The 26,805-nt window shown below is 69.9% G+C and carries 25 protein-coding genes, 1 tRNA gene and 1 pseudogene; 16 read left to right on the top strand and 11 right to left on the bottom strand.

Annotation, left to right across the window (positions count from 1 at the left end):
• Positions 1–118 precede the first annotated feature (118 nt).
• Together O9344_RS12490 and O9344_RS12485 are read left to right on the top strand one after the other, a co-directional pair.
• Positions 119–862: an alpha/beta hydrolase gene (locus tag O9344_RS12490; RefSeq protein ID WP_363321936.1), complete on the top strand. Its 744-nt coding sequence runs from the start codon at positions 119–121 to the stop codon at positions 860–862.
• A 60-nt stretch (positions 863–922) separates the two neighbouring features.
• Positions 923–1,474 (top strand): annotated as a pseudogene (locus O9344_RS12485) (integrase core domain-containing protein); the annotation flags it as partial.
• A gap of 170 nt (positions 1,475–1,644) precedes the next feature.
• On the opposite strand, the gene O9344_RS20130 reads toward O9344_RS12485, so the two are convergent.
• Complete coding sequence (locus O9344_RS20130; protein WP_363321935.1) at positions 1,645–2,025, bottom strand: tyrosine-type recombinase/integrase; 381 nt, start codon at positions 2,023–2,025, stop codon at positions 1,645–1,647.
• A gap of 173 nt (positions 2,026–2,198) precedes the next feature.
• Positions 2,199–2,283: transfer RNA gene (locus tag O9344_RS12480), tRNA-Leu, on the bottom strand.
• Positions 2,284–2,376: 93 nt separating this feature from the next.
• Between O9344_RS12480 and O9344_RS12475 the strand changes: the two genes are divergently transcribed.
• The 3 genes from O9344_RS12475 to O9344_RS12465 all read left to right on the top strand — a co-directional run bounded on the left by O9344_RS12475 (position 2,377) and on the right by O9344_RS12465 (position 5,429).
• Positions 2,377–2,631: a DUF1674 domain-containing protein gene (locus O9344_RS12475; protein ID WP_298477470.1), complete on the top strand. Its 255-nt coding sequence runs from the start codon at positions 2,377–2,379 to the stop codon at positions 2,629–2,631.
• 136 nt (positions 2,632–2,767) lie between these two features.
• Positions 2,768–4,180 carry a DUF1800 family protein gene (locus O9344_RS12470; RefSeq protein WP_298477467.1) on the top strand — a complete coding sequence of 471 codons (1,413 nt, stop codon included), beginning with the start codon at positions 2,768–2,770 and terminating at the stop codon, positions 4,178–4,180.
• A 19-nt stretch (positions 4,181–4,199) separates the two neighbouring features.
• Positions 4,200–5,429 (top strand): DUF1501 domain-containing protein, encoded by a 1,230-nt coding sequence (locus tag O9344_RS12465; RefSeq protein WP_298477464.1) that lies wholly within the window; start codon positions 4,200–4,202, stop codon positions 5,427–5,429.
• Positions 5,430–5,461: 32 nt separating this feature from the next.
• Here the strand turns inward: O9344_RS12465 and gloB are convergent, their stop codons facing one another.
• Positions 5,462–6,229, bottom strand: coding sequence for a hydroxyacylglutathione hydrolase (gene gloB, locus O9344_RS12460; protein ID WP_298477461.1), 768 nt, complete (start codon positions 6,227–6,229; stop codon positions 5,462–5,464).
• A gap of 173 nt (positions 6,230–6,402) precedes the next feature.
• On the opposite strand from gloB, the gene O9344_RS12455 reads away from it, so the two are divergent.
• The gene (locus O9344_RS12455) at positions 6,403–7,113 is read left to right on the top strand and encodes a methyltransferase domain-containing protein (RefSeq protein WP_298477494.1); all 711 of its coding nucleotides are present in this window, start codon (positions 6,403–6,405) and stop codon (positions 7,111–7,113) included.
• Here the strand turns inward: O9344_RS12455 and O9344_RS12450 are convergent, their stop codons facing one another.
• Genes O9344_RS12450 through aroA form a run of 3 tightly spaced genes read right to left on the bottom strand, consistent with a single transcriptional unit; the run spans position 7,114 to position 9,445 of the window.
• Complete coding sequence (locus tag O9344_RS12450; protein WP_273513248.1) at positions 7,114–7,479, bottom strand: helix-turn-helix transcriptional regulator; 366 nt, start codon at positions 7,477–7,479, stop codon at positions 7,114–7,116.
• Entirely contained in the window at positions 7,476–8,111 is a 636-nt protein-coding gene (gene cmk, locus O9344_RS12445; RefSeq protein ID WP_298477457.1) for a (d)CMP kinase, read from the bottom strand. Before cmk ends, O9344_RS12450 begins: the two co-directional genes overlap by 4 nt.
• Positions 8,108–9,445 (bottom strand): 3-phosphoshikimate 1-carboxyvinyltransferase, encoded by a 1,338-nt coding sequence (gene aroA, locus O9344_RS12440; protein ID WP_298477454.1) that lies wholly within the window; start codon positions 9,443–9,445, stop codon positions 8,108–8,110. The genes cmk and aroA overlap by 4 nt, the downstream gene beginning before the upstream one ends.
• Before the next feature lie 133 nt (positions 9,446–9,578).
• Here aroA and O9344_RS12435 point away from each other — a divergent pair, with 133 nt between their 5' ends.
• The 6 genes from O9344_RS12435 (at position 9,579) to O9344_RS12410 (ending at position 17,205) form a co-directional block, all read left to right on the top strand.
• Positions 9,579–9,983: a TIGR02300 family protein gene (locus O9344_RS12435; RefSeq protein WP_298477451.1), complete on the top strand. Its 405-nt coding sequence runs from the start codon at positions 9,579–9,581 to the stop codon at positions 9,981–9,983.
• Positions 9,984–10,168: 185 nt separating this feature from the next.
• Positions 10,169–10,984, top strand: a complete 816-nt coding sequence (gene rimP, locus O9344_RS12430; RefSeq protein ID WP_298477449.1) for a ribosome maturation factor RimP — start codon at positions 10,169–10,171, stop codon at positions 10,982–10,984.
• Positions 10,985–10,996: 12 nt separating this feature from the next.
• Positions 10,997–12,583 carry a transcription termination factor NusA gene (gene nusA, locus O9344_RS12425; RefSeq protein WP_298477446.1) on the top strand — a complete coding sequence of 529 codons (1,587 nt, stop codon included), beginning with the start codon at positions 10,997–10,999 and terminating at the stop codon, positions 12,581–12,583.
• Positions 12,584–12,601: 18 nt separating this feature from the next.
• Positions 12,602–13,303: an RNA-binding protein gene (locus tag O9344_RS12420; RefSeq protein WP_298477444.1), complete on the top strand. Its 702-nt coding sequence runs from the start codon at positions 12,602–12,604 to the stop codon at positions 13,301–13,303.
• A 41-nt stretch (positions 13,304–13,344) separates the two neighbouring features.
• Positions 13,345–16,503 carry a translation initiation factor IF-2 gene (gene infB, locus O9344_RS12415; protein WP_298477441.1) on the top strand — a complete coding sequence of 1,053 codons (3,159 nt, stop codon included), beginning with the start codon at positions 13,345–13,347 and terminating at the stop codon, positions 16,501–16,503.
• Between the two features lie 162 nt (positions 16,504–16,665).
• Positions 16,666–17,205 carry a YcxB family protein gene (locus O9344_RS12410; RefSeq protein WP_298477438.1) on the top strand — a complete coding sequence of 180 codons (540 nt, stop codon included), beginning with the start codon at positions 16,666–16,668 and terminating at the stop codon, positions 17,203–17,205.
• A gap of 61 nt (positions 17,206–17,266) precedes the next feature.
• Here the strand turns inward: O9344_RS12410 and O9344_RS12405 are convergent, their stop codons facing one another.
• Positions 17,267–17,965, bottom strand: coding sequence for a fumarylacetoacetate hydrolase family protein (locus tag O9344_RS12405; RefSeq protein ID WP_298477434.1), 699 nt, complete (start codon positions 17,963–17,965; stop codon positions 17,267–17,269).
• A gap of 95 nt (positions 17,966–18,060) precedes the next feature.
• Between O9344_RS12405 and O9344_RS12400 the strand changes: the two genes are divergently transcribed.
• The 3 genes from O9344_RS12400 to O9344_RS12390 all read left to right on the top strand — a co-directional run bounded on the left by O9344_RS12400 (position 18,061) and on the right by O9344_RS12390 (position 20,801).
• Entirely contained in the window at positions 18,061–18,669 is a 609-nt protein-coding gene (locus O9344_RS12400) for a septation protein A (RefSeq protein ID WP_298477430.1), read from the top strand.
• A 73-nt stretch (positions 18,670–18,742) separates the two neighbouring features.
• Positions 18,743–19,489 carry a phosphatase PAP2 family protein gene (locus O9344_RS12395; protein ID WP_298477426.1) on the top strand — a complete coding sequence of 249 codons (747 nt, stop codon included), beginning with the start codon at positions 18,743–18,745 and terminating at the stop codon, positions 19,487–19,489.
• A 76-nt stretch (positions 19,490–19,565) separates the two neighbouring features.
• Positions 19,566–20,801: an argininosuccinate synthase gene (locus tag O9344_RS12390; RefSeq protein ID WP_298477423.1), complete on the top strand. Its 1,236-nt coding sequence runs from the start codon at positions 19,566–19,568 to the stop codon at positions 20,799–20,801.
• A 60-nt stretch (positions 20,802–20,861) separates the two neighbouring features.
• Here O9344_RS12390 and O9344_RS12385 read toward each other — a convergent pair whose 3' ends face one another.
• Positions 20,862–21,116, bottom strand: a complete 255-nt coding sequence (locus tag O9344_RS12385; RefSeq protein WP_298477420.1) for a hypothetical protein — start codon at positions 21,114–21,116, stop codon at positions 20,862–20,864.
• A 219-nt stretch (positions 21,117–21,335) separates the two neighbouring features.
• Between O9344_RS12385 and O9344_RS12380 the strand changes: the two genes are divergently transcribed.
• Positions 21,336–22,808 carry an amidase gene (locus tag O9344_RS12380; protein ID WP_298477417.1) on the top strand — a complete coding sequence of 491 codons (1,473 nt, stop codon included), beginning with the start codon at positions 21,336–21,338 and terminating at the stop codon, positions 22,806–22,808.
• Between the two features lie 39 nt (positions 22,809–22,847).
• On the opposite strand, the gene O9344_RS12375 is transcribed toward O9344_RS12380, so the two are convergent.
• Genes O9344_RS12375 through O9344_RS12365 form a run of 3 tightly spaced genes read right to left on the bottom strand, consistent with a single transcriptional unit; the run spans position 22,848 to position 26,720 of the window.
• Complete coding sequence (locus O9344_RS12375; protein ID WP_298477414.1) at positions 22,848–24,776, bottom strand: molybdopterin biosynthesis protein; 1,929 nt, start codon at positions 24,774–24,776, stop codon at positions 22,848–22,850.
• The gene (locus O9344_RS12370; protein WP_298477411.1) at positions 24,773–25,798 is read right to left on the bottom strand and encodes a hypothetical protein; all 1,026 of its coding nucleotides are present in this window, start codon (positions 25,796–25,798) and stop codon (positions 24,773–24,775) included. Before O9344_RS12370 ends, O9344_RS12375 begins: the two co-directional genes overlap by 4 nt.
• A gap of 31 nt (positions 25,799–25,829) precedes the next feature.
• The gene (locus O9344_RS12365) at positions 25,830–26,720 is read right to left on the bottom strand and encodes a helix-turn-helix transcriptional regulator (RefSeq protein WP_298477408.1); all 891 of its coding nucleotides are present in this window, start codon (positions 26,718–26,720) and stop codon (positions 25,830–25,832) included.
• Positions 26,721–26,805: the final 85 nt, after the last annotated feature.

The following is a 26,805-nucleotide window of genomic DNA, read 5'->3' as shown; positions in this document are numbered from 1 at the left end:
CGACGTTCCACCCGCGGCGGGATCAGACGCTACGCAACGTGAATAGCTACGCGTCTGCCCACGCCGCTCAACCCGCCCGACAGGGCCAAACCAACCGCCGGGACGAACTCAAGGCTGGATAGAAACTGGGGGCAACGTCATCGGCGCTCATTTCCCAGCTGACTACAGACTCATCGCCTACGATTTGCGCGGCTTCGGAGAATCCTCGAAGCCCGCTTCCGGTTATGACTATGCGAGCTTTGTCAAGGATTTGGCAGGCCTGATGGACAGTCTCGGCATTCGCCGGGCCGTGATCTCCGGGCACTCGCTGGGCGCGCTGATCGCTCAGGATTTCGCAGCATCTCACCCGGATCGGGTCGAAGCGCTTGTGCTCACCGCGCCCCAGCCGCGCACCGTCGCCACCGCCGCGAGCGACCCGATCAAGGCCTTCATCCAGCGGATGGAGGCACTGCCCTCCCAGACGGCATCCGGCCCGGAATGGCGGGCATTCTTCGCGACCAACTCACCGCGCTACTTCCTCGCTCAGAACCTCGCGGCCAGCGATGTCGACCAGTTCCTCGAGCAGAACACGCGTGCCTCGCCCGCAGCCCTGGTCCAGTCGTTCCGCCATATCTTCGAGGCTCCGGCCCTGTCGGGAAACCACCCCGGCACAAAGATCCCCACGCTGGTTGTCTACGGGACCCACGACATCGTGCCTTTTCCCGCAATCCGTCAGCTCATCACCGACCATGGCGACAGCTGCGTCGCGGTCATCGAGCGGGTTGGCCACACACCACCCTGGGAAAGGCCCGACGCCTGGTCTCAGGTTACGATGGCGTTCCTCGCGAGGCTCAACGAGCCGACGGCGCGCCGTTGTCGCTGAGGCGCGCTCGCGACGAGCCGTGCACCAGCACCTCATGCCGCGGGCGCCTGGACGGCGCCCGAAGGCGTTGAGGTCAACCGCAAGCGGCTGTTTCGGGTCTACCGCCAGGAACGCTTGACGGTCCGCTGCCGGGGTGGCCGCAAATGGGTGATCGGGACACGGGCGCCGATGATGACCCTGCTGCCACCGAACGACCGCGGGTCGCTTGACTTCGTTGCTGACCAGATGACGGACCGACGGCGCTTCCGGATCCTAGCGATCGTCGACGATTGCAACCGCGAGTGCATGGCACTGGTGGCGGACACGTCGCTGTCGGGTATCAGGGTTGCTCGCGAGCGCGTCAGGCTGGTGGCAGAGCGTGGCAGGCCGAAGATGATCGTAAGCGACAATGGGAGCGAGCTGACCTTCAACGCCATCCTGGCCTGGGCTGACGCGGCGAGGGTCTACTGGCACTACATCGCGTCCGGCAAGCCGACCGACAACAGCTTCATCGAGTCGCTCAACGGCAAGTTCCGCGCGGAGTGTTTGAACACCCACTGGTTCATGAGCCTTGACGACGCCCGCTCGCAAATGGAGGCTTGGCTCAGATACTACAACGAGGCGCGTCCGCATGGGGCGATCTGCCATAAGCCTCCGATCTCGTTGCAGAACCCCGGCGGCGCAGCCAGCGAGCCGCCGTGAAACAGGCCGGAAACTCCACCTTCCGGCGGTCCGAAGAATGGGACCGGATCACTCATTGGCGTTCCCGTTTGAATGCAACTCTAACTCTTGGAACCAGCAAGCTATCGCTTTCTTTGCTGGCGACGCACTTTGGCGCCACCGCGTTTGAGTTGGCCAGTGACATTCAGGGCCGCCGCGATCGAAGCAGCCACCGCATCTGCTGCCCGTCGCAGAGGCCCTGTATCGAAGTGGCTGTACAGGTTTGTCGTCTTGACATCGGCGTGTCCCAATAACCGACCAACCACGGTCAGGCCCATGCCAGCCGCGGCACCGTGGCTGGCGAATGTGTGGCGCAGATCGTGAAGGCGAACGCCTTCTAGTCCCGCAGCGCGCGTGACGAACGACCAAGGGCGCTTGAGGTCTGACCTAGGCCGATCCAGCTTCTCTCTTGCGAAGACAAAGCGACACCCAGAGATCCGCGGAACGGACTGCAACAGAGCCATTCGGCCTCGCCAGTCACCGCCACATGTTACCGCATCAAGGGCTATCATTGGCACATGGCGCCCTAAGGCCGAGCAGTCCTTCATTTCGTCGTGGCGACATGGTGGCGCCACGTGAAGCAAACTTTGAGCTGCGATAGGCCTGAAGTGACAGAAAAAAATCAAATATTTCATAATGGTGCCCCTAGCCGGGATCGAACCAGCACTCCTTGCGGAACTCGATTTTGAGTCGAGCGCGTCTACCAATTCCGCCATAGGGGCAACGCGCGGCGGACTATAGCCATGCGGCCCGGCGGGTCAACGCGGCGCGGCGGAGCGCTTGACATCAGCCGGCCCGGAACCACCTTTGCCCCCATGAGCACGCCCGGCGACACGCCCGTCTTCACCACCGCCGTTTCCCTCGACCAGCCAACCGCCGCTGCCGAGCCGCCGCGCAAGGTCCTGACGGAGGCGGCGAAGCGCGCTCTGGCCGAGGCCGCCGAGCGGCGCGCCGCCCTCGATGCGAAGGCCGCCGAGCTCGCGGCCAACCCCGAGCTGAACGGCCGCGGCGGCGCCGATCCCGTGCGCTACGACGACTGGGAGATCGGCGGCATCGCCGTCGATTTCTGAAGGCCTCACCGTCCCTGACGCCAATGTGACGTACCACGGTTTTCCTGCGGCCGCGTTGACCCTTTATTGCCGGATTTGGTCTCTACTCCGGCCGAAGCGCTGACCTGCGCCCTGCAACGCCGCATGGGTGATCCCGATGGCTGCCCGTCACGATGCCGTCCTCGCTGGCCGCTTCGGCCTCGGCCCCCGCCTCGGCGATGACCCCGCCGCCCGGCGCGACGTCGCTGCGGCAATCGAGCGCGACATCGCCCGCGGCGGCAGGCTTCCCCCCGGTGCCGAAGCCCTGCCGACCAGTGCCGCGGCCCTGGCCGAAAATGGCGAATTTCAGCCGGAGGAGCGCCGCGTCGCGGCCCAGAAGGAGCGCGAGACCGCCGAGAAGGCCGCCGCCGACGCCATCGAGGCCGCCCGCCGCGCCGGCCAGCGTCCGCCGCCGGGCTACCAGCCGCCCGCTGCCCGCATCTTCCGCGACGAGATCGCCTATCGCCTGCGCGCCGCCATGGAGGCCGATCTCGGCTTCACCGAGCGGCTCGTCTGGTTCTGGTCAAATCATTTCGCCGTCGCCGTCGCCAAGGGCGATCAGCTGCGCCTCACGGCGGGAGCCTTCGAGCGCGAGGCCATCCGCCCGCATGTCCACGGCTCGTTCCGCGCCATGCTGAAGGCGGTGGAGCAGCACCCGGCCATGCTGATCTATCTCGACAACCGCCAGTCGATCGGGCCGGCCTCGCGCGCCGGCCAGCGGCGCGGCCGTGGCCTCAACGAGAATCTCGCCCGCGAGCTGCTCGAACTCCATACGCTCGGCGTCAACGGCGGCTACAGCCAGGCCGATGTCACCAGCCTCGCCCGTGCCATCACCGGCTGGACCGTGCCCGGCCGGTTCGACGACGACGCCGAGATGGGCGCCTTCTTCTTCAACGCCAACCGTCATGAGCCCGGCGCCAAGACCGTGCTCGGCCGCACCTATCCCGATGCCGGCCTCGCCCAGGGCGAGGCGATCCTCGATGATCTCGCGCGCCATCCGGCGACCGCCCGCCATATCGCCACCAAGCTCGCCCGCCACTTCATCGCCGACGATCCGCCGGCCGATCTCGTGGCGCGGCTCGCCAAGGTCTTCCGCGACACGGACGGCAACCTCGCCGCCCTGTCTCGCGCCCTTCTCGCCGCCAGCGCCGCCTATCCCGAGCCGCGCAAGCTGCGCCAGCCCATCGACTTCGCCGTCGCGGCGCTGCGCATGACCGGCCGGCCGGCCGAACCGGGACAGGTGCTCTTCGTCACCCAGCTCCTCGGCCAGCCCATCTGGAACCCGCCGGGGCCCAATGGCTTCCCCGACACCGATGCCCAGTGGGCGACGCCGGACGGCCTGAAGGTCCGGCTCGAGGCGGCCATGACCTTCGCCCGCCAGACGCCGGGCGCCGCCAATCCGCTGGCGATCCTCGACGCGACGCTCGGCCCCGCCTGTTCGGCCAATACCCGGCAGGCCGTCGCCCGCGCCGAGAGCCGCCCTCAGGGCCTCGCCATCCTGCTGATGAGTCCCGAGGTCCAGCGCCGCTGAGGCGAATGAGGAGGAGCCCATGCTCTGCGAGGACGATATCCATCCGAGCCGCCGCGCCATCCTCGGTGCCGCCGGCGCGCTCTTCGCCTGGAGTTTCGCGCCGCGTTATGCCTTTGCCGCGGGCGGGCGCGATCCGCGTCTCGTCGTGGTGGTGCTGCGCGGCGCGCTCGACGGCCTTGCCGCCGTGCCGCCGGTCGGCGATCCCGGCTATGTCCCGCTGCGCCCGGGCCTCGCCCTGCCGGCTAGCGGCGACGGCGCAGCCCTGCCGCTCGACGGCTTCTTCGGCCTCCATCCCGCCATGCCGAACCTCGCCCGTCTCTACCAGGCGAAGCAGGCGGCCATCGTCCACGCCACCGCCACCGGCTATCGCGAGCGCTCGCATTTCGACGGCCAGGACGTGCTGGAGAGCGGCCAGCCGCGCCCGGGCCTGACCCAGTCCGGCTGGCTCAACCGCGCCGTCGCCCTCGTGCCGGCCGGCGAGCGGATCGGCGCCAAGGGCGCGCTCGGCATCGGCGCCATCGCGCCGCTGGTGGTGCGCGGTCCGGCGCCGGTTCTCGGCTGGGCGCCGCAGGGCCTGCAACAGGCCGATGACGATGTCGCCCGCCGCGTCCTCCAGCTCTACGACGAGCGCGAGCCGCGCCTTGCCGCGGCACTTCGCCAGGGCCTCGACACCAGCCGCATGGCCAGCGCCTCCGGCCTCGGAGGCCTCAGGCCCCGCTCCAGCCCCGCCGATCCGGAGGGCATGGCGCTCATCGCCACCGGCGCGGCGAAGCTCATGGCTGCGCCTGACGGGCCGCGTGTCGCGGCCCTCGCCCTCGAAGGCTGGGACACCCACGTCAATGCGGGCGGCGCGACCGGCCAGCTGGCGACCCGTCTCGGCGGCCTCGATCGCGTCTTCGCCATCTTCGAGGAGGAGCTGAAGGCGGTCTGGCGGAACACGGTCGTGGTGGTCATGACCGAGTTCGGCCGCACCGCCCGCGTCAACGGCACCATTGGTACCGACCACGGCACGGCGACGGTGGCCTTCCTCGCCGGCGGCGCGGTCAAGGGCGGGCGCGTTGTTGCGGACTGGCCGGGCCTTGCAGCCAACAAACTGTTCGAGGGTCGCGACCTCGCCGCGACGACCGACCTGCGCGCCGTGCTCAAGGGCGTGCTCGTCGAGCATCTCGGCCTCGATGCGAAGCCTCTGGCCGAGACGATCTTCCCCGGCACGCTGGCGCTGGCGCCGATGCGCGGCCTCATCGCCTGAGGCCGCGCCGAAGTCTCACAGGCCCTGTCGGATCAGCCCTTGTTCTTGCGCTCGCGCAATTCGGCGAAGACCTCGGCCGGCAGGCGGCCACGCATGTCGAGGTTGGCGGCGATGACCGGATCGTCGGCGCGCAGGAAGGGGTTGGTCGCCTTCTCCTGCCCGATGGTGGTCGGCAGGGTCGCCTTGCCCTCTTCGCGCAGGCGGAACACCTCGGCGGCCCGCGCCTTCAGCGCTGCATTGTCCGGATCGACCACCAGTGAGAACTTCGCGTTCGAGGCGGTGTACTCATGGCCGCAATAGACGGCGGTGTCGTCGGGCAGGGCGCGCAGCACCTTCAGCGCGTCCCACATCTGCTGCGGCGTGCCCTCGAAGAGCCGGCCGCATCCCAGCGAGAACAGCGTGTCGCCGGCGAACAGCAGCTTCCCGGCGGCGAAATGGTAGGCGATATGGCCGACCGTATGGCCGGGCGTGTCGATGACATCGGCCTCGAGCGAGCCAAACCGCGCCTTGCCGCCGGGAGCGACCGTCTCGTCCACCAGAGGGATGCGGTGGGAATCCGACGCATTGGCGATGACGCGGGCGCCGGTGGCGGCTTTCACCGCCTCGATGCCCTGCACGTGGTCGGGATGGTGGTGGGTGACGAGGATATGGCTGATGGTCCAGCCCTTCGCCTTCGCCGCCGCCAGCACCGGCTCCGCCTCCGGCACGTCGATCGCCGCCGTCGCGCCTGTCGCGGGGTCGTGCAGCAGCACGCCGAAATTGTCGCTGAGGCAGGTGAACATGTGGACGGCGGCGGCCATGGGCATCTCCGGATGAGGCGTCGGGCGAACGGCGCATCGTGACCATTCACCCTGGCGGCTATATGTCATTGCCGGCCGGCACGCGCCAATCCATTCTCCGCCGGTCAGCTCCCGCCCGAGGTCCCGTGTCGGACGTCATCGACCTTCGCGCCTTCTATTCCTCGCCGCTCGGCATGGTCGCGCGGCGCATGGTGACGCGCGCCATCCGCACCCACTGGCCCTCGGCGCGTGGCATGCTCACCGTCGGGCTCGGCTATTGCACGCCCTATCTTGGCATCTTCCGCGACGAGGACGACCGCGCGCTCGCCTTCATGCCGGCGCGGCAGGGCGTCATCCACTGGCCGACGGCGCGGCCGGGTCGCTCCGCCCTGGTCGAGGACGACATGCTGCCGCTGGCCGATGCGGCGGTGGACCGGCTGCTCATCGTCCATGCGCTGGAGGTCTCCAACGACGCGCAGGCGCTCCTGCGCGAGGCCTGGCGGGTGCTCGCCGCCGGCGGCAAGGTCCTCGCCGTGGTGCCGAACCGCCGCGGCCTCTGGGCGCAGCGCGACACGACGCCCTTCGGCCAGGGCCGGCCCTATTCGGCGCGCCAGCTCACCGAGCTGATGCGGCAATGCTCCTTCACGCCGGTCGCCTGGAGCCAGGCGCTCTGGGTGCCGCCGGTAAGGCGCTCGCTGGTGCTCGGCTCGGCGATCGCCTGGGAGCGCACCGGCTCGGCGCTTGGCCTGCCCTTCGCCGGCGTCCATCTCGTCGAGGCGACGAAGCAGGTCTACAAGCCCGCGGCGGTCAGGCGCGAGCGCGGCATCGAGATCTTCCGGCCCGTCCTGGCGCCCAACCCAGCGGCCCGCGAGGCCGACCAGTCGGCGAGCCGCACCGGCGGCTGATCAGCGGCCCGGCAGCTTCGATTTCAGGATGAACAGCAATTCGGCGATCTCCTCGTCCGACAGCACGCCGACGCGGCGGGCGAGCAGGTTCGCGAGTTCCGTCGCTTGCGGTGACAGGCCCGACGTGTCGATGACGATGCGGGGATGCGAGATCTCGGCGAGCTTCGCCAGTTCCTCCGCCTCGTCCCAGATGATGCCGAAATAGGCGATGATCCGCTGGACGAGATACCAGCTCGGGCGGCCGCGCTTGCCGTGCTCCAGGGCCGAGAGATAGGCGGCCGAGACGCCGACCGCATCGGCCATGGCGGTGAGCGTGACGCCCTTCGCCTCGCGCAAGGACCGGACGCGGGCGCCGAACGGTGTCATCGCCGCGTCGCCTCGACAGTGGCGAGCGCCGCCGCGAAGGCCTCTTCGACGCCGAGGTCGGTCGTGTCGAGCACCACCGCATCCGGGGCGACGACGAGCGGCGCCGAGGACCTGCCGGAATCGCGCGCATCGCGCTTGGCGATATCGGCGAGGACGGCGGCGTAATAGGCCTCCTCGTCGGCCAGCTCGCCGCGGCCCACCAGCTCGCGGAAGCGGCGGCGGGCGCGCTCCTCCGGGCTCGCCGTGACGAAGAGCTTGGCGAGCGCATCGGGGGCGATGACCGTGCCGATGTCCCGGCCGTCCAGCACGGCGCCGCCGGTCTGGGTCGCGAAGGCCCGCTGCAGCTCGAGCAGCGCTTGCCGCACCGGCGGATGGGCGGCGACGACGGAGGCCGCCTCGCCCGCCTCGCGGGTGCGCAGCGCCTCACCGGCAAGGTCGGCAACGTCCAGGTTCTCGGCGATGGCCGCGGCGATCTCGACATTGTCCAGCGGGAAGCCGCGGTCGAGCATGATGCGGCCGACACCGCGATAGAGCAGGCCGGTATCGAGATGCGGCAGGCCGAAATGCGCGGCGAGGCGCCGGGCAATCGTGCCCTTGCCCGAGGCCGCCGGTCCGTCGATGGCGATGATCATGCGAAATCGGCCCCGAGGCCGCGCATCAGGCCGACGAAATCGGGGAAGCTGGTGGCGATGAATCCGGTGTCGTCGACGGTCATCGGCTTGGTCGTGGCAAGGCCCATGACGAGGAAGCTCATGGCGATGCGATGGTCCATATGGGTCGCGACCGTGCCGCCGCCCGGCGCCTTGCCATTGCCGGCGACGATGAGGTCGTCGCCCTCGATCGTGTGATCGACGCCCGCCGCGGCAAGGCCGGCGGCCACCGCCGCGAGCCGATCGGATTCCTTCACGCGCAGCTCGTGCAGGCCGTTCATCCGCGTCGGCCCCGCGGCGAAGGCGGCGGCCACCGCGAGGATCGGATATTCGTCGATCATGGCCGGTGCCCGGTGGGCCGGCACGTCGACGCCGGTGAGCTTCGAGCCGCGCACGCGCAGGTCGGCGATGTCCTCGCCCGATTCGACGCGCGGGTTCACCAGTTCGATGTCGGCGCCCATCTCCTGCAGCGTGGTGATGAGGCCGGTGCGCAGCGGGTTCATCATGACGCCGGTCACGGTGACGTCCGACCCCGGCACGATGGCCGCCGCGACGATGGGAAAGGCGGCGGAGGAGGGGTCCGCCGGCACCACGACAGGCGCGGCCTTCATCTCCGGCTGGCCCACGAGGTCGATCCGGCGGCCGTGCTCGCCATGCGGCGTGACGGTCACCTCGGCGCCGAAATGCTTCAGCATCCGCTCGGTGTGGTCGCGCGTCGCTTCCTTCTCGATGACGGTGGTGATGCCGGGCGCATTGAGGCCGGCGAGCAGCACCGCCGATTTCACCTGCGCCGAGGCGACGGGGGATTCGTAGGTGACGGGGACCGCATCCGCCGGTCCCTCGATGGTGATCGGCAGGCGGCCGCCCTCGCCCTGCTCGACGACGCGCACGCCGAACAGCTCCAGCGGATCGAGGGCGCGGCGCATCGGCCGCTTCCGCAGCGAGGCGTCGCCATCGAAGGTGGCGCGGATCGGATGGCAGCCGACGACGCCCATCATCAGCCGGCAGCCCGTGCCGGAATTGCCGAAGTCGAGCGCCGCCTCGGGCTGCTTCAGTCCGCCGACGCCGACGCCGTTGACGGTCCAGGCGCCTGTCGCCGTGCGGGTCACTGTCGCACCGAGTTGGCGGCAGACCTTGGCGGTGTTGATGACGTCCTCGCCCTCGAGCAGGCCGGTGATCCGCGTCTCGCCGACGGTGAGCAGGCCGAACATCAGCGCGCGATGCGAGATCGACTTGTCGCCGGGCACGGTGATGGTGCCGGAGAGCGAGGCACCGCGCCGGGCGGTGAGCGGGGTCTTGGTTTCTGAGGCGCTCACGAGGGATGATCCGGGCTGTTTGAAAAATCGGTCGTGCGCTCTATCCCGCGCCGCAAGCCTCTTGACAAGCCGGGGCCTTGCGTCCAACTGACCCCCCTTCAAGCGAAGTGCGATCTTTCTCAAGGAGTCCGCCGTGGCGAGACCCGAACTCGGCGTGAAGCGCATCTGCCCCACGACCGGCAAGAAGTTCTACGACCTCAACCGCGATCCGATCGTCTCGCCCTACACGGGCGAGGTGCTCCAGCGCGCCATGTTCGAGCCGGCCCGCCGCGGCGCGGGCGCCGCCAAGGCTGCCCCGCAGCCCGATGAGGACGAGGCCGAGCTGGAGGTTCCGGACGCCGAGCTCGTCAGCCTCGAGGAGGCCGATGGCGAAGAGGCGTCCCCGGCCAAGGCCGCGGTCATCGACGACGACGTGGACGTCGATGTCGAGGATGCCGGCGACGACGACGACACCTTCCTCGAGGAAGACGAGGACGAGGATGACGGCGACGTCAGCGACCTGATCGGCGACGCCGGCGACGACGACGAGGATCAGTGACGGCGCCGGGGGGCTCGCCCGCGGGCCCCCGCTCCGGCCGCCCCGCCTCTTGCGCGATGGTGGCTGAGGGCGTATGAGAAGCGCCACGTGATACACCCTCATCGATGGCCATCGTGAGAGTGGGTCCCCCCGGGGACCCGCTCTTTTTGTTTCAGCCGCCGGTGATCTCCCTGTCGGAGTTGCGATTGTCCGGGCAAGACCCGCGTCCCGTTGAAGATGCCGCCACGGCCGAGGCCGGCGGAGCCGATCCGCGTCTCATCGTCGAGACGGGGCCGGCGGCGCGCGTCGCCGCCATTGCCGAGCCGGTGCTGGAGGGCCTCGGCTTCCGCCTGGTGCGGGTGCGCATCTCCGGCTCGCAGGCCGGCGGCTCGACGCTGCAGATCATGGCCGAGCGGCCCGACGGCACCTTCACCATCGACGATTGCGAGGCGGTGAGCCGCGCCCTGTCGCCGGTCCTCGATGTCGAGGACCCGATCGCCTCCGCCTACAATCTGGAGATCTCCTCGCCCGGCATCGACCGGCCGCTTGTCCGCGCCGGCGATTTCGACCGCTGGTCGGGCTATGAGGCGAAGATCGAGATGGCGGTCGCCCAGGACGGCCGCAAGCGCTACCGCGGCTTCGTGCTCGGCGCCGCCGGCAAGGACGCCCGCATCAAGCGCACCGACACCAAGGGCGACGAGCCGAGCGAAGTGCTGCTGCCGATCGAGGAGATCGGCGAGGCGCGCCTCGTGCTGACCGATGACCTCATCCGCGAGGCGCTGCGCCGCGCGAAAGCCGCCGGCCGCGCCATCGAGGAAGATGACGAGGACGGCGACGAGGACATCGACGCCGCCGACGAGGGCGAGGACGACACCGAGATCGTTATCGTCCGTCCCGGCACGCCGCGCCCGGTGCGCCCGGCCGCCGCGCCGAAGAAGAAGCCGACGCCCGGCACGCCCTATTCCCGTGGCCCGAAGCCCAAGGGGCCGGGCCGTTACGCCAAACCCAAACCTTCCCGCTAGAGGGGACCGACCATGGCCGTTTCGGCAAACCGACTGGAACTCCTGCAGATTGCGGATGCGGTCGCACGCGAGAAGCAGATCGACCGTCAGATCGTGCTCGAGGCGATGGAGGACGCGATCCAGAAGGCCGCGCGCTCGCGCTACGGCCAGGAGACCGAGGTCCGCGCCGAGATCAATCCGAAGTCCGGCGAGATCCGCCTGTCGCGCCTCCTCCAGGTCGTCGACGAGGTCGATAACGTCGCCATCCAGATCGCCACCGAAGAGGCCCGCCGCAAGAACCCGGCCGCCCAGCCCGGCGACTGGATTGCCGAGACCCTTCCGCCCTTCGACTTCGGCCGCATCGCCGCCCAGTCGGCCAAGCAGGTCATCGTCCAGAAGGTCCGCGAGGCCGAGCGTGACCGCCAGTTCGACGAGTACAAGGACCGCGTCGGCGAGATCGTCTCCGGCCTCGTCAAGCGCGTCGAATATGGCAACGTCATCGTCGACCTCGGCCGCGGTGAGGCGATCATCCGCCGCGACGAGCTGATCCCGCGCGAGATGTTCCGCAACGGCGACCGCGTCCGCGCCTATCTCTTCGACGTGCGTCGCGAGCAGCGCGGGCCGCAGATCTTCCTGTCGCGCACCCATCCGCAGTTCATGGCCAAGCTCTTCGGCCAGGAGGTTCCGGAGATCTATGACGGCATCGTCGAGATCAAGGCGGTCGCCCGCGACCCCGGCTCGCGCGCCAAGATCGCCGTCGTCTCGCGCGATTCCTCCATCGACCCGGTCGGCGCCTGCGTCGGTATGCGCGGCTCGCGCGTCCAGGCGGTCGTCGCCGAGCTTCAGGGCGAGAAGGTCGACATCATCCCGTGGAACCCGGACATCGCCACCTTCGTGGTGAACGCGCTGGCCCCGGCCGAGGTGGCCAAGGTCGTGCTCGACGAGGACCGTGAGCGCATCGAGGTCGTCGTGCCCGATCCGCAGCTCTCGCTCGCCATCGGCCGCCGTGGCCAGAACGTCCGCCTCGCCTCGCAGCTCACCGGCTGGGACATCGACATCCTCACCGAGCAGGAGGAGTCGGAGCGTCGCCAGGCCGAGTTCGAGGTCCGCACCAAGCTGTTCATGGCCGCGCTCGACGTCGATGAGGTTGTCGGCCAGCTGCTCACCTCCGAGGGCTTCCGCTCGGTCGAGGAGGTCGCCTATGTCGATCTCTCCGACCTCGCCTCCATCGAGGGCTTCGACGAGGAGACCGCCCAGGAGCTGCAGCGCCGTGCCCTCGACAACATCGCCAAGGTCGAGGCCGAGCATGACGCCAAGCGCAAGCAGCTCGGCGTTGCCGACGACCTGCGCGAGGTGGAGGGCATCACCACCGCCATGATGGTGAAGCTCGGCGAGAACGACGTGAAGTCGCTTGAGGACTTCGCCGGCTGCGTGCCGGACGACATCGTCGGCTGGAGCGAGCGCAAGGACGGCCAGACCGTCAAGCATTCCGGCTTCCTCGACGGTTTCGATCTGTCCAAGGACGAGGCCGAGGCGATGATCATGCAGGCCCGCGTCAAGGCGGGCTGGATCGAGGCTCCGGAGCCGGCCGAGGCCGATTCCGAGCCTGCCGAAGCCTGAGCGGGGAGATGAGCCGGGGTGGCCGCAACCGTGGTGAACGATGCTGATGAGCCGACGCTCGATGCCGGCCCGCTGACGGGCCGCGCGGGGAGCGAGCGCACCTGCATTGTCCATCGCCGGGCGGGCTCCCCCGACGGTCTCATACGGTTCGTCGTCGGTCCCGACGACGCCGTCGTTCCCGACATCAAGGCCCGCCTGCCCGGCCGCGGCGCCTGGGTCACCGCCACCCGCCCGGCGGTCGCCGAGGCGGTGAAGCGCAAGCTTTTCGCCCGCGCCTTCAAGCGCGAGGTCACGGTCGCGGCCGATCTTCCCGACCTCGTCGAGAAGCTCCTGGAGGCCCAGGCCATCGCCGCCCTGTCGCTCGCCAACAAGGCGGGCGCCGTGGTCGCCGGCTTTTCCAAGGTCGAGGGCGCGCTGGCCGAGGGCAAGGTCGCAGGCCTCATCCACGCCGCCGATGCGCGCGATGACGGGGTCAGGAAAATCGGCCAGGCGGCCCGCCGTGCCGATCCCGATACCGGCGATGAGCTGCCGCGCGTGACGGCGTTCACCTCGCTGCAATTGGATTTGGCATTGGGGCGCATGAATGTGGTACATGCTGCCCTGCTCGCCGGCGGGCCGAGCACCAACGTACTCGCGCGCTGCACGGCCCTTGAGGTCTATCGCACCGGATCTGTGACCGGCGCGACGCCTCCGGCTCCCGTCAACGAGCCGAAGCACTGAATTCCCAGGACCAAAGCCGATAGGCGCAGGACCCGAACCGAATGACCGATGAGAAGACCTCCGGCGACAAGACCCTCAGCCTGACGGGCAAGACCCTCAGCCTGAAGAAGCCCGCCGGCAATGAACAGAGCATGGTTCGCCAGAGCTTCAGCCACGGCCGCACCAAGACCGTCGTGGTGGAGAAGGTCTCGGCGAAGCCGCGCTCGTTCGCGCCTCCGCGTCCCGGCGCCGCCGCGCCCGCGGCTCCCGCCCCGGCGCCGGCTCCCGCCCCGGCTGCGCCCGTGGCCGCCAAGCCCGCCGCCGCGAAGCCTGCCGCTCCTGCCGGCATGATCCTGCGCACCCTTTCTGACGAGGAGCGCGAGGCCCGCGAGCGCGTGCTCGCCGATGCCCGCCAGCGCGAGACCGAGGAGCGCAAGGTCTCCGACGAGGACAACCGCCGCCGCGCCGAGGAAGAGGCGCGCCGCGCCGCCGAGCGCGCCGAGCAGGACCGCCGCCAGCGCGAGGAGGACGACCGCCGTCGCGCCGAGGAGGAGGCCCGCCGCCGCGCCGAGTGGGAATCCCGCCGCCGCTTCGGTGACGAGAACCGCCCCCGCAGCCTCGACGATATCGGCCGCCAGCCGCGCGCCGACCAGGCCGACGCCGCTCCGCAGCCGGAGGCCCGCTCCTCCGCCCCGCCCCCCCGCGAGGCCCGCAGCTTCGGCGATCGCCCGCAGGGTGACCGCCCCGGTTTCGGCGATCGCCCGCCGCGCGAGGGTGGCTATGGCGCCCGTCCGCAGGGCGACCGCCCCTATGGCGACCGTCCGCCCCGTCCCCAGGGTGACCGCCCCGGTTTCGGTGACCGCCCGCCCCGCGAGGGTGGTTATGGCGCCCGTCCGCAGGGCGACCGCCCCTATGGCGATCGTCCGCCGCGTCCGCAGGGCGACCGTCCCTTCGGCGATCGTCCGCCGCGCCCGCCGGGTGACCGTCCCTTCGGTGACCGTCCGCCCCGCGACGGCGACCGCCCCTATGGCGATCGTCCGCCGCGCCCGCCGGGCGACCGTCCCTTCGGCGACCGCCCGCCGCGCGCCGATGGCCGCCCGCCGCGGCTCGACGGTCCGCGTCCGCCGCGCCCGTTCACCGGTGCGCCCGCCGCGAGCGCCATTCCCACCCGCCCCGAGGGTGCCGGCCCGATGCGGTCCGGCCCGCCGGCCGCCGGCCGTCCGCGTGGCGGCGCCGATGACGATGACGCACCGCGCGGCGCCCGCCGCGGCGTTGGCGGCAAGGCGGCGACGCCCGCCGCCCGCCCGGAGCGCCCGGCCGCTGACGCGCCGAGCCGCACGCGCCTGACCCTGACCAATGCCCTGGAAGACGCCTCGGACCGCATGCGGTCGGAAGCCTCGTTCCGCCGCCGCGTGCAGCGCATGTCCGGCCGCCGGGTGACCGAACAGAAGGAAAAGATTTTGCGCGAGGTGACGATCCCCGAGACGATCACCATCGCCGATCTTGCCAACCGTATGTCGGAGCGCGCCGTCGACATTATCCGCATGCTGATGAAGCAGGGCGCGATGCATAAGATCACCGACGTGATCGATGCCGACACCGCGCAGCTGATCGCCGAGGAGCTCGGCCATACCGTGAAGCGTGTCGCCGAGTCGGACGTCGAGGAAGGCCTCTTCGACACTCCGGATCCGGAGGACATGCTGGAGGCGCGCGCTCCGGTCGTGACCATCATGGGCCACGTCGACCACGGCAAGACCTCGCTGCTCGACGCCCTGCGCAAGACCAACGTGGTCTCGGGCGAGGCCGGCGGCATCACCCAGCATATCGGCGCCTACCAGGTGCAGACGCCGCTTGGCGGTCTCGTCACCTTCATCGACACGCCGGGCCACGCCGCCTTCACCGCCATGCGCGCCCGCGGCGCCAAGGTGACGGATATCGTGGTCCTGGTGGTGGCGGCGAACGACTCGGTCATGCCGCAGACGGTCGAGGCCATCAATCACGCCAAGGCCGCCAAGGTCCCGCTGATCGTGGCGATCAACAAGATCGACCTGCCCGACGCCCGTCCCGAGAAGGTCAAGACCGACCTGCTCCAGTACGAGGTGCAGCTCGAGAGCCTCGGCGGCGAGGTGCTCGAGGTTGAACTCTCGGCCAAGACCGGCCAGGGCCTCGACAAGCTGCTGGAGCTCATCCAGCTGCAGGCTGAGCTGCTCGACCTCAAGGCGAACGGCTTCCGCCTCGCCGAGGGCACGGTCATCGAGGCCAAGCTCGATCGCGGCCGCGGCCCGGTCGCCACCGTGCTCATCCAGCGCGGCACCATGCATCCCGGCGACATCATCGTCGCCGGCGCCGAGTGGGGTCGCGTCCGCGCCCTCATCAACGACAAGGGCGAGACGGTCGACGGTGCCGGTCCCTCGGTCCCGGTCGAGGTGCTCGGCTTCAACGGCACGCCCGAGGCCGGCGACCGCGTCGCGGTGGTCGAGACCGAGGCCCGCGCCCGCGAGATCGCCGATTACCGCCAGGCGGTGAAGCGCGAGAAGGCAGCAGCCCGCCTTGGCGCCGGCCGCAGCCTTGTCGACATGATGAGCCAGCTCAAGGCCGGTGCCGGCAAGAAGGAATTCCCGCTCATCATCAAGGGTGACGTGCAGGGTTCCGTCGAGGCCATCGTCGGTGCGCTGGCCAAGGTCGGCAATGACGAGGTCGCAGCCCGCGTCATCCTGTCGGGTGTCGGCGGCATCACCGAGAGCGATGTCGGCCTCGCCCAGACCGCGGGCGCCGTGGTCATCGGCTTCAACACGCGCGCCCACAAGGAAGCGCGTGCCGCAGCCGAGCAGGCGGGCATCGAGATCCGCTACTACAACATCATCTACGACCTTGTGGATGACATGAAGGCCGCCATGTCCGGCCTGCTCGCGCCCGAACTGCGCGAGACCATGCTGGGCAATGCCGAGATCCTGGAGGTGTTCAACATCACCAAGGTCGGCAAGGTGGCGGGTTGCCGTGTCACCGACGGCCGCGTCGAGCGCGGCGCCAATGTCCGCCTCATCCGCGACAGCGTGGTGGTGCACGAGGGCAAGCTCTCGACGCTCAAGCGCTTCAAGGACGAGGTCAAGGAAGTCCAGGTCGGCCAGGAATGCGGCATGGCCTTCGAGAGCTACCAGGACATGCGCTCGGGCGACGTCATCGAGTGCTACCGGGTCGAGGAGATCAAGCGCTCGCTGTGACGCCCGGCGTCATTGGAGATCGGACAAGGCGGCCTTCGGGCCGCCTTTTCTGTTTGGGGCCCATGAACCGGAAGCGCGGCTGCCGCGACCCATGGTCAAGTGGACCATCGGCCGGCCGCCCCCGAGGGGCGCGAGCGGCAACAAGAGGGAGACCTGACCGGCATGGAGGCAGCCTATCGCTTCGCCAGCGACACCAGCTTCGCGGATTATCGCGCCGTGCTGCGCGCCCGGCAGCGGCTCGGCCCGCTCAAGGGGCATGGCCGCTGGCTGCGCTATCCCGTCCTGCTGCTGATCCTCGCCGCCGTGCTCTGGTGGTTTGGCGGGTTCTCCGTTCCCTGGCGCGTCTACCTGCATTGGGACGTGGCGAAATGGCTCCTCGGCCTGTTCGTCTTCATCCCGCTCGTCGACCTGTTCTTCGACCAGGTCGTCGGCCGCTGGGTCTTTTCCCGCTATGCGGCTGCCAACAAGCCGCTGGTCGCCACGGCGGATGACGAGGGTGTCGCCTGGGCCGTCGAGGCCTGGAGCGGCCGCATCGCCTGGGGTGCTGTGAAGGCGGCCGTCGTCACGCCCGACCACCTCTTCCTGTTCCTCGGCAAGGTGGAGGCCGTTCCGCTGTCACGCCGCGGCCTGTCCGGCGGCGACTGGGACGGCTTCCTCGCCTTCGCCAACGCCCGACTGCCGCAGCCTCCCGTGCGGGCATGAAAAAACGCGGCTGCCGGGGCAGCCGCGTTGTGTCGGACCGGCGTTGGGCCGGGGAGGGGCGTCAGACCACCTTCAGGCTGATCTCGCCGAGACCGTCAACGGCGGCGACCATGGTCTGGCCGCGCGTCACCGCGCCGACGCCGTCCGGCGTGCCGGAGAAGATCACGTCGCCGGGGCAGACCTCGAAATAGGTCGACAGGAAGGAGATCTGCTCGGCCACCGACCAGATCATGTCGGCAAGGTCCGCCTTCTGCTTCGTGACGCCGTCGACGGTGAGCGAGATCGGGCCCTTGCCCTTATGGCCGACCATCGACACCGGATAGAGCGGGCCGACCGGGCCGGACAGGTCCGAGGACTTGCCGAGCTCCCACGGGCGCTTCAGCGCCTTGGCCTCGTCCTGCAGGTCGCGGCGGGTCATGTCGAGGCCGACGGCATAGCCGAAGACGCAATCGAGGGCCTTCTCGACCGGAATGTCCTTGCCGCCTTTGGCGAGGGCGACAACCATCTCGAGCTCAAAGTGATAGTTGGAGGTCTTCGGAGGATAGGGATGGTCGACGGTCACGCCATGCGGCACCGGCTGCAGGGCATCGGCGGTCTTGTTGAAGAAGAACGGCGGCTCGCGCGTCGGGTCGCCGCCCATCTCGCGGGCATGGGCGGCATAGTTGCGGCCGACGCAATAGACCCGGCGCACGGGGAACAGCTTGTCGGTGCCGACCACGGGCAGGGCGGCGCGGGCGGCGGGTTCGAACACGTAGGACAAGAGGCAACTCCTCGAAGATCGCGTCGGTGTGTGTTGGTATCGACGTCGCGCGCAAGCTAAACTCGCGGAACGATTTGTCCATGGCGCCAGGGCTGATGACACATACCGAAAAACACCAACTGCCGCCGCTCGCCAAGCTCGCCCTGGAGATGGGGCCGCTGGTCCTGTTCTTCCTCGTCAATTCCTATGGCGACCGCTGGTTCGGGGTGGCGACGCAGAACCGGCTCTTCCTCGCCACCGGCATCTTCGTCGTCGCCGTCCTCGCCTCCCTCGCCATCACCTGGACGCTGGTGCGCAAGCTCCCCGTCATGCCGCTGGTCTCGGCGGTCGTCATCACCATCTTCGGCGGCCTGACGCTGCTGCTCCACGACGAGCTCTTCATCAAGCTGAAGCCCACCATCGTGAACACGCTGTTCGGCGGCGTGCTGGTCTGGGCCGGGCTCACCGGCCGCAACGTGCTGAAGCTCGTGCTCGACAGCGTCTTCGACCTCACCGACGAGGGCTGGCGCCTTCTCACCTGGCGCTGGGCCTTCTTCTTCTTCGTCCTCGCCGCCCTCAACGAGATCGTCTGGCGCACCCAGTCGACCGATTTCTGGGTGGCCTTCAAGGTCTGGGGCATCATGCCCCTCACCATGGCCTTCGCCATGGCGCAGGTGCCGCTCATCATGCGCCACGACGCTGGGGAAGCGAACAAGCCCTCCTGAGACACCCTGGCGCTGTTCAGCCGCCCCCTGCTGGCCTAGAAGCGCGCATCGCTGTCGACCCGTTGGAGCCCCCTTGGTCCGCGCCCTCTACATCGCCGTCCTCGTCATCCTGGCGATCGCCATCAGCGTCATCGCCATCTTTCCCGAGGATGACCTGACGGTCGGCAGCTGGTTCTGGACGCCGGCCACCGGCTTCTGGATGAGCGAGTGGAGCCTGCCGGCCCTCCTGCGTCGGGTCAGCATGTGGCCGACCATCGCCATCGGCATCGCCGCGCTGGTGTCGATCCTCCAGCACATCATCGCGCCCGCCAGCCGGCAGTTCATGTCCGCCCGCGCCGCGCTCTTCCTCTTCCTCACCGTCGCCGCTGCACCGGTCCTCGTCGTCAACGGCGTCTTCAAGGAGGTCTGGGACCGCGCCCGCCCCGTCCACGTGACGCAGTTCGGCGGTCCCTGGCAGTTCACTCCGTGGTGGCAGCCGGGCAATGGCCGCGAATGCCGCACCAACTGCTCCTTCGTCTCGGGCGAAGCCTCCGGCGCTGCCTGGCTCGCCGCGCCGGCCCTGCTGGCGCCGCCCGCGGCGCGCGTGCCGCTGCTCGCCGGCGTCGCCGCCTATACGGCCGTCATCTCCGGCCTGCGCATGGCCTTCGGCGGCCATTTCCTCTCCGACACGCTGATCGCCATCCTCATCACCCTGGTGATGATCGCAGCAGCCCATCGCTGGCTCTACCGCCGCCCGAACGCGGTGCCGGAAGACGTCTGGGCCGCCCGCCTTGCCCGCCTCGGCGCGCCGCTCCGCCGCCTCGCCGGGCGGCCGGGTTGACATGGGCCCGCTTGCCAGCGGCCCGGACTGTCTTTAAGTCGGCGCAACCCCGCCCAAGCCCTGTCAGGGAACGCTCATGGCCGCCCAGAAGTCCGTCAAGAAAGTCGTCCTCGCCTATTCCGGCGGTCTCGACACCTCGATCATCCTGAAGTGGCTGCAGACGACCTATGGCTGCGAGGTCGTCACCTTCACCGCCGATCTCGGCCAGGGTGAGGAACTGGGACCGGCGCGCGACAAGGCGCTGCTGCTCGGCATCAAGCCCGAGAACATCTTCATGGACGACCTGCGCGAGACCTTCGTGAAGGACTACGTTTTCCCGATGTTCCGCGCCAACGCGATGTATGAGGGCCTCTATCTCCTCGGCACCTCCATCGCCCGCCCGCTCATCGCCAAGCGCCAGATCGAGATCGCCGAGGCCGTCGGCGCCGACGCCGTCTCCCATGGCGCCACCGGCAAGGGCAACGACCAGGTCCGCTTCGAGCTCTCCTACTACGCGCTGAAGCCCGACGTGACCGTCATCGCGCCCTGGCGCGAGTGGGACCTGTCGAGCCGCACCAAGCTCATCGAGTTCGCCGAACAGCACCAGATCCCGATCGCCAAGAACAAGCGCGGCGAGGCGCCCTTCTCCGTCGACGCCAACCTGCTTCACGCGTCCTCCGAGGGCATGGTTCTGGAGGACCCGAACGAGGAGGTGCCGGATTACGTCTATTCGCGCACCGACGGCCCGGAGAGCGCGCCGGACAAGGCGACCTACATCACCATCGACTTCAAGGAGGGCGATGCTGTCGGCATCGACGGCCAGGCGCTGTCGCCCGCCACCCTCCTCACCAAGCTGAACGAACTCGGCAAGATCAACGGCATCGGCCGCCTCGACCTCGTCGAGAACCGCTTCGTCGGCATGAAGTCGCGCGGCATGTACGAGACGCCCGGCGGCACGATCCTCTACTTCGCCCACCGCGCCATCGAGAGCATCACGCTCGACCGCGGCGCGGCGCATCTGAAGGACGAGCTCATGCCGAAATATGCCGAGCTCATTTACAACGGCTTCTGGTTCTCGCCGGAGCGCGAGATGCTCCAGGCCCTCATCGACAAGAGCCAGCAGTTCGTCACCGGTTCGGTGCGGCTGAAGCTCTACAAGGGCAATGCCATCGTGGTCGGCCGCGAGAGCCCCTACTCGCTCTACGACAAGGAGCTGGTGACCTTCGAGGAGGGCGCCGTGGCCTATGACCACCGCGATGCCGCCGGCTTCATCAAGCTGAACGCGCTGCGCCTGCGCACTCTGGCCCAGCGCAAGAAGAAGCTCGGCCTCTGACGGTTTCGCTCCATCGGCAGGACTAACGGAAGGCCGGGGCAACCCGGCCTTTTGTCTTTTTCAGCGGCCCTCGATCGTGGTGCCGGCCGTCCCGGCCGCGCCATCGAGACGGTTGGGGCGGGTGAGGCGGTGGGCGTTGCGCTCGGCGGCGGCCTCGGCACCCTTGCCGTCGGCCATAGCGTGAGGCGCTACGAGCCGGGCGGAGGCGGCGAGCGGCGAGGCATGGGCCGAGGCGGCAATGCCTGCGAACGTCGAGACAAGTGCGGCAGCAAGGAACGTGAGAGCCGACGTCCGAACATCGCGCTTCGCAAACATGGGTCGCCTCCCCGGGTCATGTCCGCGGCACCGTGCTGCGGAGTGACCATGGGTCGGGGTGGCGCGCGAAAAGGTTCACGGGAAAATGGGGGCGTTGCAGACGAGGGCTGCTCGTCTGATCGAAGCGCACCGCATCGCCGCCATGCGCGACGCCCGCTGGTCATCCTCCCCCGAACGCCCGAAGGCTGTCGGCACCCGAGGTACGGAAGGACCGACACCATGACCCTCGCGCTGAGCTGGAGCGAATGGGCGGCGCATGACGGCGTGGCGCTCGCCGACCGCGTCCGAAAAGGCGAGGTCACCGCCGCCGAACTCGCCGCCCAGGCCGCCGCCGCCATCGCCAGGCTGAACCCGGCGCTCGACGCCGTGGTCGAGGTCTTCGACGACGTTGTCGCCGATCCCCTCAAGGACGGCATGAACGCCGCCGGCCCCTTCGCCGGCGTGCCCTATCTGATGAAGGACCTGGGGCCGACCCTGAAAGGCCGGCTGCAGGAAATGGGCTCGCAGCTCATGCAGGGGAATGTCGCGAGCGCCGACAGCCACCTGACCCAGAAGATCCGCGCCGCCGGCCTCAACCTCATCGGCCGCTCCACCACGCCGGAATTCGGCGTCTGCTCCTCGGCCGAGAATGCCATTTCCGTCACCCGCAATCCCTGGGACACGGCCTACACCACCTGCGGCTCCTCCGCCGGCACGGCGGCCATGGTCGCGGCCGGCGCGCTGCCGCTCTCCCACGGCACCGATGGCGGCGGCTCCATCCGCATTCCCGCCGGCGTCAACGGCCTTGTTGGTCTCAAACCCTCGCGCGGCGTCTTCTCCATCGCGCCGGGAGGCTCGGACCTGTCCTCCATCGTCTCGTCGCAGGGCTGCCTGTCGCGCTCCGTCCGCGACAGCGCGCTCTTCGTCGATTCCTGCCGCGGCGGCGCGCCCGGCGAGTTCATGCCCTACTGGCGGGCGGACGAGCCCTATGCCGATCTGATCCGCCGCGACCCCAAGCCGCTGCGCATCGGCCTGTCGCATCAGTGGGGGCCCTATGGCACCTCGCCGGAGATCATCGCCGAGCTCAACCGCGCCGGCCGCTACCTCGAGAGCCTCGGCCACCATGTCGAGGAAGCCCAGCCCGCCATCGACTATGAGGCAGCGTTCAAGGCGCAGACCACCTGCTACATCACCAATTTCGCCCAGACCATCGCGCTGCTGCTGGAGCCGCGCGGGCTCACCCGCCCGCCGGAGGATCTCGTCGAGCCGATGAACATCCGCCTCTGGGCCGCCGGCATCGACGCCACCTATTCCGAGCGCACCCGGATGCAGCTCGCCTTCAACACCGCCTCGCGCGGCTTCGGCACCTTCTTCGAGCGCTTCGACATCATCCTCACCCCGACCATGGCGAAGCCGACGCCGCGCATCGGCACGTCCGAGTATCTGACCGTCAGCGACGAGCCCGACGTCCACGCCTGGTTCGCCAATCTCTGGGGCATCTTCGCCTATACCCCGCTCGCCAATCTCTGCGGCATTCCCGGCATCTCCATGCCCTTCGGCACGCTCGCCAATGGCCTGCCCATGGGCATCCAGCTGATGGGCGCGCAGGGCCAGGACGGACTGCTGCTCCAGCTCGCGGCCCAGGTCGAGCGGGCGCTCGGCGGCGCCTGGAACCGCGGGGCTGTGCCCGCCCATCACGTCACCCGCGGCTGAGGACGAAGGACCAGGCGAGCGTCTCGAACGCCAGATAAGTCAGACCTCGCCAGCCGGCGTGAAGCCGATGCGGGTGAGGTCCGCTGCCGCCTCGCTCACCGCCGCTTCGAAGGCCGCGAGGGCCTCGGCTCGCGGCGTCACCGACACCGCGAAGTCGTAATGCTCCTCGGCATGGGGCAGGAAGGCGAGGCCGGCCGCCGCCGCGACGGGAGCGATGGTCATGCCCCAGTCGGCGCGGCCCTGCGCCACCGCTGCGGCCACAGCATTGTGCGAGCGCGGCTGGTTCCAGTAGCCCGGCGGCTTCGCGCCCTTGAGCAGCAGGTCGATGAGGACGCGCGTGCCGGCGCCCTGGTTGCGGTTCACCATCAGGCAGTCGGGATCGGCCAGCGCCCGGGCGACGAGGTCATCCACCGAGCCGACACCCGCGAAGCGCGGATCACCGGCGCGATGCACGAGCCCCTGCATCCGCCGCCAGCCCGGCACCAGCCTCAGGCCCTCGCCGAGGAAGGGCGTGTTGTAGGCGCCGCTCTTGGGGTCGAGCAGGTGGATCGGCGCGATGTCGCACTCGCCGCGCTTCAGCGCCGCAAGGCCGCCGAGGCTGCCGAGCGCCAGCGAGCGGGCCGTGAGGCCGCGGTCGGACAGGCGGTCGATCACCGCATCGAGGCCGACGCAATGGCTGCCCATGATGGTGAGCGACGGCGCGGCGATATGCGGGGCGAACAGCGTCACCTCCGTCTCGGTGCCGGCCGGCAGGGCGTCGCTCAGCGCGTCGATGGTGAGGAAGCCGTCGGCCTGGGCGAAGGCGGTGACAGCCCCCGAGCCCTTGCCCACGGGGTGGGCGACGCGGCCCTCCGGCCCTTCCGCCAGCGCCACCATGACGAATTCGGTGCGACCGAGATCGGAGGGGATGCGGGTCGGCACCCGCGCCGGCACGCCGATCTCCGCCCGCTCGGGCAGGCCGGCGAGGATGCGCAGGACGGGCGCGACGATGTCGTGGAAGGTGAACATGGCCGAGGTCGGGAAGCCCGGCAGGATCACGACCGGCTTGCCCTCGCAGACGGCGAGGCAGAGCGGTTTGCCGGGTTTGAGCGCCACGCCATGGGCGATGATGCCGGGTGAGCCGAGGCTCTCCACCATCTTGTAGGTGAGGTCCCCCGCGCCCTTCGACGTGCCGCCGGAGAGGATGACGGCATCGCAGGTGGCATGGGCCCCGGCGATCGCGGCGGCGAGCGCGCTCTCCACATCGGGGATGGCGCCGTATCGGACCGGTGCGCAGCCATTCTCCTCCAGCGCCGCGGCGACGATGGGGCCGTTGGAATCATAGATGGCGGCGGGCCGCAGCGCCTCGCCCGGCGCAACCAGTTCGTCGCCGGTGGAGATCACCGCGACGCGCGGCTTGCGCCAGACTGTCGCCTCCGCGGCGCCCACGGCGGCGAGCATGCCGACCTCGCGCGAGCCGAGGAGCGTACCCCGCCGCAGCAGGGTCTCGCCGCGGGCAATGTCCGAGCCGGCGAAGGCGATGTTCTGGCCCGGCGCCGAGGCGCGCAGGACCAGGAGCCGGCCGTCCTCGACGCGCGTGTGCTCGATCATCACCACGGCATCGGCGCCGCGCGGGATCGGCCCGCCCGTGGCGATGGGCGTCGCATGGGCGGCAAGGACCGGCAGGCGCGGTTCTGTCCCGCAGGCGATGGTCTCAGGCGTGAGCCCCAGCACAGCCGGGCTGTCCTCGCTGGCGCCGGCGACATCGCCGGCGCGCACCGCGAAGCCGTCCACCACCGAGCGGTCGAAAGGCGGCGCATCGACGGGGGCGGCCACCGTCTCCGCCAGCACCCGCCCGACAAGACCGGCGAGCGGCACGCTCTCGGCCCCGAGCGGGCGGAGCGTCAGCGCGCCGCGGAAGCGGGCGATGGCCTCCTCGCGGGAGAGGACTTTCAGGAACTGGTCCTGGACGAGGGCTGAGGAGGTCATCGTGGTTCGAAAGGCTCCCGAAGAGGGGTCGCGGCCAGCGGCGCGCCGGCGGGCAGGCCCTCGCTGTCCGGTGCAATGAGCGCCACCGCATCGGCGGCGAGAAGCGCGGCGAGCGTCGCCTGGCCGGTGGCGATGGGGCGCCAGCCCTGAGGCTCGGCGGCGAGCAGGACGAGATCGGTCATCCCCACATGGGAGGCGACCTTGGCGGTGAGCGGCCGTTCGATGCTGTTCGGCCGGCGGCCGGCAAGAACGGCCACCAGCGGCAGGACGAGGCCTTGGAGGACGGCGACGAGGCCGTCGAAGCGCGGCGCCACGACGAGGCGCGGCGTCGGGCCGGACAGGTCGAGGGCGCTGTCGCGGCCGGGCTGGAGCGCAAGGCCGAGGATGGCGTCGGGGTGCGTCGCCGCGGCGACATCGGCCGCCAGCGTGATGACGAGGTCGGCGGCGCCCTCCACCACCGCACAGCCGGCCTCCGCCAGGATGCGGGCCAGGAAGGCGGCTTCGGGTGCCGCAGCAGCGTCTATGCGGATGGCGGGCCGGCGCACCGCGACCTCCGCGATGCCCGCGCAGGCGAGCGCCAGCGCCACCTCGGCCGTCACGGTTCCGCCCGCAGCGACGATCACCGCCCCGGCCGACAGATCGCCGCCGGCCTTGCGGGCGTTCTCGCCGGGATAGGCGGACTGGCCGATCTCGGCGAAGGGCCCGCTCATCGCCACCGCATCGGCCGGCAGGACGGCATCGGCATCGGCCGGCAGCGCCGCGCCGATAAGGACATGCGGGGGGGCGACCGGCAGCAGGGCAGGGGCCTGCGGCGTTGCCCCGACGAGGTCGGCGCTCGCCACCGCGACGCCGGGGCGCAACGCAACGGCCGTCGGCGGCAGCGCATGGGGGGCTCGGACCGTCTCCGCCGCGGCCAAACCCAGCGCCTGGCCAGGCGGCAGCGTCACCGGCGCGACCGCATCCCGGCCCGCCAGCAGGCGGGTGCGCGCGTCAGCGAGCGGGGAGAGGGGGCGGCTTGTCATCGGCCCCATATAGGCCCGCGAAGGGAGCCCGTCACCGGTTGAGCCGCACGGCTCCGGCCTCCGCGACATCGTAACCGCTGAGAGCCTCCGCCCGCGCCGCGAAGGCCGGCAGCGCCCAGAAGGCGGCGAGCCTCTGGAAAGCCGGCTCGAAATAGCTGCGCCGCCGCACCACCAGGTCGAAGCGCTCCCAGGTGAGCGGCATGAAGCCGAGGCCGTTGAGATCGGCGACGGCGCGCGTGGCGATGCCGCAATCGATCTCGCCGGCGCGGATGGCGACCGCCAGATCCGGCCCGGTGGGATAGGGGGCGGGCGCCCGTTTCAGACGGTCGAGCGGAATGTCGGCGCGGGCGGCGATCGCCTCCAGCAGCAGCTGCGCGCCGGCGCCGGAAGGCCTGAGCCCGATCCGCGCCGCACGGGCCGCGACATCCCCCAGCGAGCCGAGGGCCAGCGGATTGCCCGCCGCGACGAGGAAGCCCTGTTCGCGCCGCGCGAAGCCGAGCACCACCGCGTCATGCAGGCCGGACCGCGCCGCCACCGCCTCGGCATTGGCGGCCTCGTCGTCGCCCGCGCCATGCAGGTGGATGCCGGCCGCGACGACCTCGTTGCGCTCGAGCCGGTCGAGGCCCGCCTCCGAGCCCTCGGTGAGCAGCGCGAGGCCCGAGCCGGACTGGCGCAGCGCCCATTCGAGCAGCGGATCGTGACTGCCGCCGACAATGGGCGGGGGGGCCTCGGCGACGAAGCCGGCGGGCCGGGCAAGGCCCGCGGCCACCCAGCGGTCGAGCGCGGCGCGGGGGAACAGCCACTTGCCCGTCACCTTGGAGCAGGGGATCGCGCCGTCGGCCACCAGCTCATAGAGCTTGCGCTCCTTCAGCCGGAGATAGGCCGCAGCCTCTTCGGTGGTCAGATAGAGATCGTCCTGCATAAGGCAGCATTTCTCTGCACAGATTCCAGATTTGATCTGCATTAGGGAAAAACCGTAGATTGGGCAACTTTTTGCGCAGCGAGTG

This window comes from Phreatobacter sp. (assembly GCF_027532945.1).
Classification (GTDB): domain Bacteria; phylum Pseudomonadota; class Alphaproteobacteria; order Rhizobiales; family Phreatobacteraceae; genus Phreatobacter.
The sequence above is the reverse complement of the archived record's forward strand: the minus strand, read 5'-3'. Positions and strand labels throughout refer to the sequence as shown.

Excerpts from the sequence above, each read along its gene's own strand:
- O9344_RS20130 (WP_363321935.1), bottom strand. The coding sequence starts at position 2,025 with ATGGCTCTGTTGCAGTCCGTTCCGCGGATCTCTGGGTGTCGCTTTGTC.
- O9344_RS12475 (WP_298477470.1), top strand. The coding sequence starts at position 2,377 with ATGAGCACGCCCGGCGACACGCCCGTCTTCACCACCGCCGTTTCCCTC.
- O9344_RS12470 (WP_298477467.1), top strand. The coding sequence starts at position 2,768 with ATGGCTGCCCGTCACGATGCCGTCCTCGCTGGCCGCTTCGGCCTCGGC.
- O9344_RS12465 (WP_298477464.1), top strand. The coding sequence starts at position 4,200 with ATGCTCTGCGAGGACGATATCCATCCGAGCCGCCGCGCCATCCTCGGT.
- gloB (WP_298477461.1), bottom strand. The coding sequence starts at position 6,229 with ATGGCCGCCGCCGTCCACATGTTCACCTGCCTCAGCGACAATTTCGGC.
- O9344_RS12455 (WP_298477494.1), top strand. The coding sequence starts at position 6,403 with ATGGTCGCGCGGCGCATGGTGACGCGCGCCATCCGCACCCACTGGCCC.
- O9344_RS12450 (WP_273513248.1), bottom strand. The coding sequence starts at position 7,479 with ATGACACCGTTCGGCGCCCGCGTCCGGTCCTTGCGCGAGGCGAAGGGC.
- cmk (WP_298477457.1), bottom strand. The coding sequence starts at position 8,111 with ATGATCATCGCCATCGACGGACCGGCGGCCTCGGGCAAGGGCACGATT.
- nusA (WP_298477446.1), top strand. The coding sequence starts at position 10,997 with ATGGCCGTTTCGGCAAACCGACTGGAACTCCTGCAGATTGCGGATGCG.
- infB (WP_298477441.1), top strand. The coding sequence starts at position 13,345 with ATGACCGATGAGAAGACCTCCGGCGACAAGACCCTCAGCCTGACGGGC.
- O9344_RS12410 (WP_298477438.1), top strand. The coding sequence starts at position 16,666 with ATGGAGGCAGCCTATCGCTTCGCCAGCGACACCAGCTTCGCGGATTAT.
- O9344_RS12400 (WP_298477430.1), top strand. The coding sequence starts at position 18,061 with ATGACACATACCGAAAAACACCAACTGCCGCCGCTCGCCAAGCTCGCC.
- O9344_RS12390 (WP_298477423.1), top strand. The coding sequence starts at position 19,566 with ATGGCCGCCCAGAAGTCCGTCAAGAAAGTCGTCCTCGCCTATTCCGGC.
- O9344_RS12385 (WP_298477420.1), bottom strand. The coding sequence starts at position 21,116 with ATGTTTGCGAAGCGCGATGTTCGGACGTCGGCTCTCACGTTCCTTGCT.
- O9344_RS12380 (WP_298477417.1), top strand. The coding sequence starts at position 21,336 with ATGACCCTCGCGCTGAGCTGGAGCGAATGGGCGGCGCATGACGGCGTG.
- O9344_RS12375 (WP_298477414.1), bottom strand. The coding sequence starts at position 24,776 with ATGACCTCCTCAGCCCTCGTCCAGGACCAGTTCCTGAAAGTCCTCTCC.
- O9344_RS12370 (WP_298477411.1), bottom strand. The coding sequence starts at position 25,798 with ATGACAAGCCGCCCCCTCTCCCCGCTCGCTGACGCGCGCACCCGCCTG.
- O9344_RS12365 (WP_298477408.1), bottom strand. The coding sequence starts at position 26,720 with ATGCAGGACGATCTCTATCTGACCACCGAAGAGGCTGCGGCCTATCTC.